Genomic DNA, 11,049 nt, shown 5'->3' on the forward strand with positions numbered 1-11,049 from the left:
AAGATGAGCACGCGCTGGAAGTTTATTTCAATCGCGATCTTCAGTCTGCTGGTACTCGCTCTCTTTGCGACACTGGCGTACGGGCTGTCGAACAGATCACCGGCGACGGGTCGCAGCGGGATAACGAGGGTCGGGAAGCCGGCTCCTGACTTCGCGATGCGGCTGCTGGATGTGGATCCGGCAAGCTCACCAGAGGACGGCGAGTTCAGGCTGTCAGATCACGAAGGAAGCCCGGTTGTCATCAACTTCTGGGCCTCGTGGTGTCCCCCGTGCAGGCAGGAGTCGCCGTCGTTCGAGCGGCTATGGCGGCGGTATCAGGATACGGGCATCCAGTTCGTTGGCGTGGACATACAGGATGCAGTCTCGGACGCCGAGGCGTACGTGCGCGAGTTCGGTCTCACGTTCCCCAACGGGGTGGACCCTGACGGAGCGATCACCGTCGAGTACGGGGTGATCGGGCTGCCGGTCACGTTCTTTATTGGCTCCTCAGGTGTCGTAGAGGGCAGGTGGGTCGGGGCGATTCCTGAAGACAAGCTGGAGGAGTGGGTGGAGATGCTGCTTGCGGACTCCGGCCCGAGTGGGGAGGCCGAGGGTCGTACTGAGGGGGCTTTCCAGCAGTTGCAGTGATGTACACTGTAGGCTCAATGCAGTGCCGCGTGAGAGGCGAATTGCGATGACGCAGAAGATCAAGAGACAGGTGTATATAGATTCGGAGCAGGACGAGGGTCTGAGGAAGCTCGCCGAGGTGCTGGGAATCAGCGAGGATGAGTTGATTGAGCGCGCGATTTGCACGTACATCGACGACGGAGACCATAAGGTCAAGAGTGAGACCAATCGCCTGTCGGATCGCAGATCATGGCTCAAGGAGATCGAGTTCATGAAGAGCCGGCTCGAAGGCCGGTCGATCGGGGATGGCTATCCTCATCGGCTCACGAGAGAAGAAATGTACGATGAGATAATGAGAGAGCGGGGCCTCTACCGTTAATGGTTCTGGTGGACACGAATATTCTGGTCTACGCATACGACCCTGGAGACGAGCGTAAAACCAGACGGGCCATTGAAGTGCTCACACAACTCGAACTCAGCAAGCGTGGAGTGCTATCAACGCAGATCCTGAACGAATTCTTCAATACCGTCACACGAAATATCCCCAATCCGATTGAACTCTCCAGTGCGCGCGTGACGGTGCAGCGGTTTATCGAGCATTGGGAAATCGTACCAGTCACGACGGACGTCGTACAGGAAGGGATGAGGGGAGCGGTAGAGCATCAACTCGCATTTTGGGACAGCCTGATCTGGGCCGCGGCCAAGCTGAACGGAGTCGACACGATTCTTACCGAAGACTTCAGCCATGGACAAGTTGTAGAAGGCGTTCGGATAGTCAATCCATTCTTGGGTGAAGTCCCACCACCATAGTTAAAGAAGAGATTCAACAAACAGGGGCGGCTCTGGGAGCCGCCCCGTTTTGAGTCTGTCAGTGACGGACTAGAACCTGGACTTCTTGGCCTCGAAGTTGGAGTGGACGTCGATGATGACCGTCTTGCCGTCGGCGTTGTGCTGCTGGGCGTCTATGAGCGCCTGCTTCATGATGCCTACTCCGCCGAAGGACTCGGCCACGTTAGCGTAGTTGCCCGTCATCTCGGTGACGCCAAACTGCGTCCGGGCCGTCGGGTAGCCGCCCGGGTAGGTCGCCATGCCGCCGTTGTTGAGCACGACCGTCGTAATCGGAGCGCCTGAGCGCTGCGCGGTCTCGGTGTCGAGGCCGGACATGCCGAACGCGCCGTCGCCCATGAGGTTCAGGCAGAACTTGTCTGGGCTGGCCAGCTTGGAGCCGATCATCAGCGGAATGCCGAAGCCGAGGTGGGTGGTCTTCCCCCAGCCGACGTAGCCGTGAGGCGTGGTGGCTTCGTAGAACGGGATGATCGAGTCGCGGGGCGCGCCCGCGTCGTGGGTAACGACCGACCTGGACTTGTCCAGAGTCGTGTTGATCTCGTGGATGACGCGGTAGGTGTTGATCGGTACCTCGTCCGACTGGAGCAGCGGAGTCCACTCCTCCATCCACTTCTCCCTCTCGGCGGCGATCCGGTCGCGCACGCCGGTGTTCCTGGGAGTCTCGCCGATGGCGGCCTTGACCTCGTCAATGACCATTGCGAGGGTCTCCTTGGAGTCACCCGGAAGTCCTACGTCGACGCTCTCCTGCTTGTTTATGTCATCGACATTGTCTGTGTTCTGGATTAGCACCTTGCCTGCGGGAATGGGCTGGCCGTAGCCGGTGTGGGTGAGGCTGGAGCCGATGGCGAACAGCACGTCGGATTCAAGCAGCCACTTGCGCGCGGGCCAGGTCGTCGCACCGGAGCCGGCCCCGAGAGACAGCGGGTGCGTCTCAGGGAAGGCGCTCTTGCCCTGCATGGTGGTGTACACGGGCACGTCGAGCAGCTCGGCGAGCTCCATGAGCTCATCGGTCGCGTCGCCGAAGAGCACGCCTCCGCCAGCCCAAAGCACCGGGTTGTTGGCTTCGAGAAGGAGCTTGACGGCGTCCTTAACGTCCGAGCGTGAAGGCGCGGACATCGAGCGGCCCGGCGATCTGTAGTTCTCGGTGATCCCTTCGGGCACGTCGGCGGCCATCACGTCTGCTGGAGTCTCAACGGTGACAGGTCCGCCGCGTCCATTGCGGAGCGCATGGAAGGCGCGGCGCATTGCGTTGCCTATCTCGCTGGGTGTGAGGATTACCTCAGTCTGCTTGGAGATCGGAGCGTACGCACGAGCGGGGGAGAAGTTGGGCCTGATGTTCCAGGCGGCAAGTCCGGTGCCTCCAGGAATCAGCAGTACCGGGACGTTGTCGCCGAACGCCTGCGCGATGCCGCCCATAGCGTTCTCGGCACCAGAGGCGCCCTGGGTGATTACAACGCCAAACTTCTGCCGGTTACTTGCCCGGCTGAAGCCGTCCGCGGCCATGACAGCGCCGCGTTCATGCCTGAACATGATGGTGCGAATGCCCTCCTGGGCAACGGACTCGATCAGGTTATTCGATGGGTAACAGGCCACCCACTCGACGCCTTCGAGCTTGAGGATTCGAGCTATTGCAGAAAATCCGTCCACTTAATTCTCCTTTCGTTTCCGAGCAGGGCACGCCCTGCACCCGCAAATGGGCGGGTCAATCTCAGTTTGCTGAAATGCACGGGTAGGATACTTGAAACCCGTAGGAGCGGCAACCGAAACGCCAGGAGTGACTGGAGAGGAGTTAGGAGTGAGAGTCTCGCGTGTCGCTCCTTCGTGCTAGTATCGCCGGACAGTAGGAGACGGGGATGTAGACCAACGAGTCGTTTGTATGCGAACTCTGGGTCCCGGCCTTCGCCGGAACGACGATCTGCAAAATACATGCCTCTGCCCGTCGGATAGGAGGGAATGCAGGAATGACCACCATTATTACTGACACTACGATCGTTACGTGTGACCCGCAGCGGGCGATTCACTATGGCTCGGGGATGGCTATCGAGGACGGACGTATAGTCGCGATTGGGCCGAGTGACGAGGTTGAGGCGCGATATCCTGACGCTGAGCGTGTCGACGGGCGCGGACGCGCGGTGTTTCCGGGGTTCGTCAACTGTCATACACATATGCTGGCCACAGCCGACCGGGGCATCCTGGAGGACTTTGGGTTTCCGACGACGCTCAAGTTTCCGACCACGGGCAGAGGGATGCTGGACGTAGACGAACGCAACGTCTTCATCCGGCTCGCCGCTGCGGAGGCGATCAGGAGCGGCACGACCTCGCTGCTGGAAATCTCGGACAACATCCCGCAGTATGCCGACAGGCTGGCGGACACGGGCCTGCGCCTGTTTCTCTCGGAGAACTTCAACGACATAGATGACGAGCAGTTCAGTGTCGGGCGGTACGAGTTCTCGGAGGCCAAGCTGGAGGCCGGACTGCAGAGGAGCGTCGATCTAATATCGTCGTGGCACGGACAGCGCGACGGTCGTGTGCAGTGCTTCGTGTCGCCACACGCGCCTGAGCTGTGCTCCCCTGCACTGCTTCGGAGGGCGGTCGAGCTGGCAGACGAGCACGGTCTGAGGTACACGATTCACCTCTCCCAGAGCTCACTGGAGGTGGAGGGCGTGATGAGGACGCGTGGCGTACGACCGACGCAGTACCTGTTCGCCAACGACTTCCTGAGCGACAGGCTGGTGGTCGCGCACTGTCGCTATGTTGACGACTCGGAGATCGCTCTGTTGGGTCAGCACAGCGTGGCGATCTCCAACAACCCGGCGATCGCAGCCCGTCGCGGTGCGGCGGCTCCGGCGTTCGAGCTGGAAGCGGCGGGATGTCCGATCGGAATGGGCTCGGACAACATGGCTGAGGACATGGTAGAGGTGGTGAGGGCTGCACTGTTCCACGAGCGAGTCAGGCGGAACGACGAAATGTGGCCGCAGCCTGAAGACGTGCTCGACTGGGCGACAATCGGTGGCGCGAGGGCGCTTGGGGTGGGAGACAAGGTCGGCAGCCTGGAAGTCGGTAAGAAGGCCGACCTGTTCATGGTCGACCTTAGGCGGTCGCACCTGGTGCCGACGCTGAGGGTAGTTTCCGTGTTCGTACACCAGGCGCAGCCGGCCGACATCACTGACCTGATGGTGGATGGGGCGTGGGTCATGCGGGACAGCCGCATCCTGGCATTTGACGAAGACGATGTGATCGCGCGGTCAGAAGCGATCGGTCACAAGGTGTGGAGCAGGCTGGTTGATGAGAACCCTGATGTTCCATTCCCTGTGCGGCTTCCGCCGGGGCCGCTTGTTGGGTGACCGGGGTTAGGGCAGTCCGGGGAGCATAGCTCGTCCCACATGCTGCGTGAGGCGTCCATGTGGCGAGCTATACGGTCATCCAGGAGCTCCGGTTCGAATCCGAGCCGGTGGGCGAGGTGGTGGAAGTCCCGGCTGTGCTGATCGGGTATGTTCAGGTCGGAGGCGTTTCCCCTGACGACGCGCAGTGCGTCAACCAGTCCGAGGAAGAACCCGTAGGACTCCCCTATTCTTTCAGCGAGGTCGCCGTCGATGTGACCGCCCGCCTGCAGCGCCTCCAGGGCGTCCAGCGTGTTCGTCTGACGCACGCTCGGGTCGTCCACACCGCAGGCGATCTGCAACGCCTGGACGTAGTACTCGATGTCGACTATCCCGCCGGAGCTGATCTTGGCGTTGACTGAGCCGCGCTCGACCAGCTCGGCCGCCTGGCGCCGGCGCAGATGCCGGATGTTCTCGACGTCCAGCGGCTCGGCGGAGTACACAAACGAGTCCCTAACGCGCATGACACGGTCGCCGAGGTCGGGATGTCCGGCCACGGGACGCATCCTGACGAGGGCGAGCCGCTCGAACTGTCGAGCATCGCCGCCGCTGCTGTAGTAGTCCTCGACAGCGGCCAGAGAAGATGCGATAGCCCCCTTGGAGCCGTACGGACGGAGTCTCATGTCGACCTCGAAAACCCCGTGCTGTCGCGTTTCGAGCACCTGTAAGAATTCGCGTACCACCTCGTTGAAGAAGGTCGACGTGCGGGTTGGTTTGGAACCGCTGGTAGATCCTTCAGCCTCGTACACGAATATCAGCTCGAGGTCGGAGCCGAAGCCCATATCGGAGCCGCCAAACTTGCCGAGAGCAAGCACGGCCCATTTACACTCGGAGCCGTCTTCGAGGCGTGGGACTCCGAACCGGGAGCGTGCCGAGTCGATGCCGAGCTCGAAGGCCTTCTCGACAACCGCCTCGGCGAGGGTCGACATCTCTGCCCCGAACTGCCTGCGGTCGATCCTGTCGGTTATGTACCTCAGGTCGATCCTGAACATCTGGCGATCTTTGAAGTCGTTCAGCGCCCTGACGCGGTCGGCGTGACCGGAGCACTCAGCCAGGAGAGCTTCGAGCGAGTCCGTCAGGACGGCCCTCGAGCAGCTGGCGTGGAGACCGGGTATGTCCAGCAGAACGGGAAAGAGGTTCTCGTGCTGGACGCGCAGGAACTCCTCCCAGAGGAACCGGCTCGTGCCCATCATCTCAGCCAGGGTCTCAAGCACGCCGGGAGACTCGAGATCCTCAAGTTCGGATGTCCAGTCAGAGCGAGAGAGAAGCTGGGAAGTCAGGAGGTTGAACTGCCTCAGAGCCTGACCGGGGTCGGGTGCGGTGGGAAGCAGATGGGTGAACTGCTTAATGAGCGCTGCGGCGGCCCTGATCTGTTCGAGTCGACGTTTGGACTCGATCTTCTCTCCTGAGGGCTCAGTGAGCCAGAAGGTGTCGCGGACGGTGTCCCCGTCCGTTCTTATCCTGGCCCTGACGACGTTCACACGAACGCTGGAGAGCGCGGTGCTGAAGGCAAACAGGAAGCCCGGTGTATCACCAGACGTAATCTCCAGTACGGAGTGATCGTCTGATCTCTTGTTGTCAGTGGTGATATCCGCCGGCAGTTTTCCATCTGTCCAGTTTTCAGAGGCAGGCATCGTATGCGAGAAGCGTTCAATCACCTCCAGACGGGCGGCGTCGAACTTCCCAGTGGCCGACTGCTGGCCCGCGCGCTCGATGTCACTCTTGAGCGCATCCCAATCGGGCGGCTGTCCGGAGCGAGACCTGAGGTTGAACAGCATCACTGCCCAGGGTGTGGAGGTCTTTCTGTAGAGGGTCTTCCTGGGTCGGCGACGGACCACCTGCCCATTGGCATGTCTCCTCGTTCGCCTCCGGGACGTACCGGTGAAGGTCGGCGTTGAGACGGTGTGAGCGACTGTGAAGGTATCGGCCTGGACGATGTCGAGTCCGTGGGCTGTCAGCAGCCCGCTCACCAGAGACAGCGTTCCAACGCGGTCGGCGATGCATACTCCCAGCTGACACTCATGGGATGAGGTCTCACGCACCTGGATCTCGACGTCGGACACGGACTTAACCGCATCGAGCAGTTGCCAGCCCAGGTCCACGTCGCCGGGGTGCAACTCGGCCATGGCTCCCGACCACTGTGCCAGGAGCGCGTCCAGGGATTCAGGTGAGGTGGGTGTCGTCATTGGTATGCGAGGATGTCACCCTTACCCCCGTATCGGGTACGGGGCAGGCTCTGAGGTAGAGAGGGCCTGTTGGAAGAGACTGTGTCGTTTGGTAGGCAGTGTTTTCACCCTCACCCCTGGATCAAGTCCGGGGCAGGCTCTAACCCTCTCCCTGAGGGAGAGGGGACTTTAGATTCCTTAGGGAAGCAGGCACCTACCAGATTGACACAGCTTCCTGTTGGTGGCGAGTTAGGTGCTGCCCGGTAAGTTCATGATAGCATGGGGAGTCTTAATCAACCCCGTATCGGATTACGGGGCAAGCCCGGAGGGGGTATGCCCGGAGTAGAAGCACTGATAGAGGCGTTTGCGGACAGGATCCTGCTGCGTCCTCGTCACGATCTCCCCAACCTGGTGGACCTCGCGGGGGCGGTTGCGAGGCTGTGCGGCGTCGACCTCAAGCTGACGGGTCATGCCGAGGATATGGTCGAAGCTATCGGGGCGGCGGACCACCTAGTGCTCACACTTGCGGACGGCGTGGGTATGAACATGGTGGAGACGCTGCCTGAGGACTCGTTCCTGCCGACTCACCTGCACAGCGACATGCTGACGGTCTTTCCCTCCACGACCTCTGTTGCGCTCACGTCGCTGACAACCGCTCAGTGGCCAGCGGAGCACGGGGTCATGGGCTGGTGGACCTACCTTCCCGAGATGAACGGCGTAGCGACCATACTCCAGTACACCGACCGCGGCACAGGCGCAGACCTAATGAAGCGGGGAATCGATCCGGAGCGGACTTTTCCGGTCAAGTCGGCCTGGTCGCGAATGACGCGGGACGGACTGGTCGTCGTGCCAGAGCGAATCAAGGACTCGGTCTACTCGAACTACTTCAACGGCGGGCTCAAGAGCTTTGGGTACAAGTCTCTCTCGGAAGCGGTCAACGTGGTGTCCGAGCGTGTGCTGAACGCCAGCGAACCTACATTCACGTACCTGTATGTGCCGCGCGTTGACAGCCTCGCGCACCTGCACGGGATGGCACGGCCGGAGGTGCTGCAAGCGCTGGTCGAGCTGGACAACGAGCTGTCGCGGCTGCACTCGGCCATCGGCGACAAGGGACGCATGGTGGTCACGGCCGATCACGGTCTGCTGGATGCGACCGCGGCTCAGCGTCACACGCTCCGTCCCAACCGCGAGATCCAGCCGCTGATGATCTCGCCGCCGTCGGGAGACGCGCGGGTTATGTACCTGCCGACGTGGTCGTGGGCTGGGGACCGGATGCGCCGGTACTTCGATCGCCGGTTCGGTGAGAGGTTCGCGGTGATCGACCTGGAGGAGGCGATCAAGCTGGAGATGCTCGGGCCCGAGCCGCCGTCGGACGTCGCCATGCAGCGGCTGGGGAACCAGATCGCGATCTCGACGGGGCCGGATATGCTGGAGTACAACGCGGCGCGGGGACCGGGGAGGATGGTGCAGCTGAACTGCCACCACTCGGGACTCACGCCGGAAGAGATGCGGATTCCGTTTATCGTGGCTTAACCTGTCGGTAACACAGAGTTCACACGAAGATGGTATAACTGATAGAGAACCGTGGAGACTTTATCAGGTCTGGTATTCGAACTCTGAGTTCGACACCACCCCACCCTTGGATTGCCGAGCGGCGAGCCACTACGTGGGTTCCCGCTTTCGCGGGAATGACTGAACAGGTGGTGCCTACTAACCTGTAAAGACATCTCCATCGTGTGAAGGAGGCAGCCCGTGTCACAGACACTCAACCCAATTCAACAACTGGGCCGGCTTGGTCAGTCGGTCTGGTACGACAACATGTACCGTGCGCTCATCGAGACTGGTGAGCTTCAAAGGTTGATCGACTCGGGGGTTACGGGTCTCACATCGAACCCGACGATCTTCGAGAAGGCGATCTCGTCCAGCGACGACTACGATGAGTCGCTCGTCGCTCACGCCAAGCGTAGTAGCGATCCGCAGGACCTCTTCGAGGGGCTGGCTGTCGAGGACATCCGCGCCGCCGCCGACCTACTGCTGCCCATCTACGAGAGAACAGAGGGCGCTGACGGCTTCGCCTCTCTGGAGGTCAACCCCCATCTTGCGCACGACACCAAGGGGACCATCAAGGCCGCACGGAGGCTTTTCCTGGCGCTGGACCGTCCCAACGTGATGATCAAGGTTCCCGCCACGCCGGAGGGCATCCCCGCGATCCGGGACCTGATTGGCAGGGGGATCAACGTCAACGTAACGCTCATCTTCTCGCTGGAGATGTATGCGAGGGTGCGCGATGCGTACGTAGCTGGTCTCGAAGACCTGGTCGCGGCGGGTGGCGACCCGGCGCGAGTGTCGTCAGTGGCGTCATTCTTCGTCAGCCGCGTCGACTCCTCGGTGGACGGACTGATCGGCGACTCCGGCGGCGCGCTGGACGAGTACGCTGGCAAGGCGGCGGTCGCGAATGCGAAGATCGCCTACCAGGACTTCAAGTCCACGTTCAGCACCGACAGGTTCCGGGCGGTCGCAGAGCACGGAGCGAGGGTGCAGAGGCCGCTTTGGGCGTCCACGAGCACCAAGAACCCGGAGTACAGCGACGTGCTGTACGTGGAGACGCTCATCGGGCCGCACACGGTCAACACGATGCCAGACGCGACGCTCGCCGCGTTCATGGAGCACGGGACGGCGCAGACCGCCATCGATGACGACGTCGACGAGTCACGCGATGTCATCTCCGCCCTGGAGGCGGGAGGCGTCAGCATGGAGGCTGTCACCACGCAGCTAATGCACGCCGGGGTCAAGGCGTTCGCCGACTCCTTCGACGAACTGCTCGACAACATAGTCGTCAAACGAGACAAGCTCTTATCAGCGGTGGCAGCTCCTGCCGGAGGGTCACTGGGAAAAGCACTAGCCACCGCTGACGAGGCGGTGGCGTCCCTACAAGATTCCGATGCGGCAGCTCGCATCTGGTCTGGCGACCATACACTCTGGTCGACCGATCCGACTGAGATCACGGACCGGCTCGGCTGGCTGGATACGCCGTCGTCGATGCTGGGCAGCGTGGACGATCTCGCCCTATTCGCAAACGCGGTCCGAAACGAGGGGACGAAGCATGTAGTCCTGCTCGGAATGGGTGGGAGCAGCCTGGGGGCTGAGGTGCTTGGGCAGTGTGCCAAAGCTCTTTCTCCCATGGTAGGAGAAGGCCGGGATGAGCGGGATTCTACTCTTCACCCTCACCTCAATCCTCTCCCATCAAGGGAGAGGAGGCTAAGAGAAGGCAACCCTCTCCTATCATGGGAGAGGAAGCCAGGGCTGGGCTGGCCGGAGTTGATCGTGCTCGACTCGACTATTCCGGCGCGTATAGCGAGTGTTGTGGAGTCCATCGACCCGGCTCGCACTCTGTTCCTGGTCTCGTCCAAGTCGGGCACCACGATCGAGCCGAACATGCTCTACAAGTTCTTCAGAAGCGTGGTCGAGGATGCGATCGGCGCTGAGAGTGCCGGGAACAGGTTCGTAGCCATCACAGACGCTGACTCGGCACTGGACGAGCTTGGACAGGAGGCCGGATTCAGGCGCGTGTTTCGCAACAGGCCGGACATAGGCGGAAGGTACTCGGTGCTGAGCTACTTCGGTCTCGTACCCGCTGCGCTGATCGGATTCGACCTACGAGGCCTGCTGAACAGTGCTATGGCAATGCAGGGCGCGTGTGGCAGGACTATTCCCGTTTCTTCAAACGCGGGAGCGTGGTTCGGGGCTGTGCTGGGATCGCTAGCCCTTGCAGGGCGCGATAAGCTGACTATCCTGACGTCGCCTTCGCTCGCGTCGTTTGGGCTGTGGGCTGAGCAGCTTGTGGCCGAGAGTCTGGGCAAGGACGGCATGGGCATAGTCCCGATTGCGGGGGAGCCTGTGGAGGCACTCGGGCAGGTTGGCGACGACCGGGTGTTCGTGTCTCTTGAGATGGCTGGGGATGAGTCGGGGATGGATGCGTTGGCAGAGCGTCTCATATCCGACGGTCATCCGCTGGTCAGGTACAGGGTCGGCGATGTCAGCGGTCTCGGCGG

Annotated in this window: 8 protein-coding genes; 6 read left to right on the forward strand and 2 right to left on the reverse strand. The window is 61.5% G+C overall.

Features of this window, described 5'->3' with window-relative positions:
• Positions 1–3 precede the first annotated feature (3 nt).
• The 3 genes from J4G14_06010 to J4G14_06020 are packed head-to-tail and all read left to right on the forward strand — an operon-like array spanning position 4 to position 1,416.
• Positions 4–627, forward strand: coding sequence for a TlpA family protein disulfide reductase (locus tag J4G14_06010; protein ID MCE2457354.1), 624 nt, complete (start codon positions 4–6; stop codon positions 625–627).
• A gap of 46 nt (positions 628–673) precedes the next feature.
• Complete coding sequence (locus tag J4G14_06015; GenBank protein ID MCE2457355.1) at positions 674–985, forward strand: ribbon-helix-helix protein, CopG family; 312 nt, start codon at positions 674–676, stop codon at positions 983–985.
• The gene (locus tag J4G14_06020) at positions 985–1,416 is read left to right on the forward strand and encodes a PIN domain-containing protein (GenBank protein MCE2457356.1); all 432 of its coding nucleotides are present in this window, start codon (positions 985–987) and stop codon (positions 1,414–1,416) included. Before J4G14_06015 ends, J4G14_06020 begins: the two co-directional genes overlap by 1 nt.
• 69 nt (positions 1,417–1,485) lie before the next feature.
• Here the strand turns inward: J4G14_06020 and J4G14_06025 are convergent, their stop codons facing one another.
• Entirely contained in the window at positions 1,486–3,099 is a 1,614-nt protein-coding gene (locus tag J4G14_06025; protein MCE2457357.1) for a hypothetical protein, read from the reverse strand.
• 314 nt (positions 3,100–3,413) lie between these two features.
• Here J4G14_06025 and J4G14_06030 point away from each other — a divergent pair, with 314 nt between their 5' ends.
• On the forward strand, positions 3,414–4,796 hold the full coding sequence (locus J4G14_06030) for an amidohydrolase family protein (GenBank protein ID MCE2457358.1): 1,383 nt from the start codon (positions 3,414–3,416) through the stop codon (positions 4,794–4,796).
• Here J4G14_06030 and J4G14_06035 read toward each other — a convergent pair.
• Positions 4,712–7,018 (reverse strand): hypothetical protein, encoded by a 2,307-nt coding sequence (locus J4G14_06035; GenBank protein MCE2457359.1) that lies wholly within the window; start codon positions 7,016–7,018, stop codon positions 4,712–4,714. The two genes, J4G14_06030 and J4G14_06035, sit on opposite strands and share 85 nt — an antisense overlap.
• A 312-nt stretch (positions 7,019–7,330) precedes the next feature.
• Here J4G14_06035 and J4G14_06040 point away from each other — a divergent pair, with 312 nt between their 5' ends.
• Positions 7,331–8,530, forward strand: a complete 1,200-nt coding sequence (locus J4G14_06040) for an alkaline phosphatase family protein (GenBank protein ID MCE2457360.1) — start codon at positions 7,331–7,333, stop codon at positions 8,528–8,530.
• A 219-nt stretch (positions 8,531–8,749) separates the two neighbouring features.
• Positions 8,750–11,049, forward strand: a 2,300-nt coding sequence (gene tal / locus J4G14_06045; protein ID MCE2457361.1) for a transaldolase, incomplete at its 3' end; no start/stop codon positions are given.

It is taken from the genome of Dehalococcoidia bacterium, from assembly GCA_021295915.1.
GTDB lineage: Bacteria > Chloroflexota > Dehalococcoidia > Lucifugimonadales > UBA1123 > VXRN01.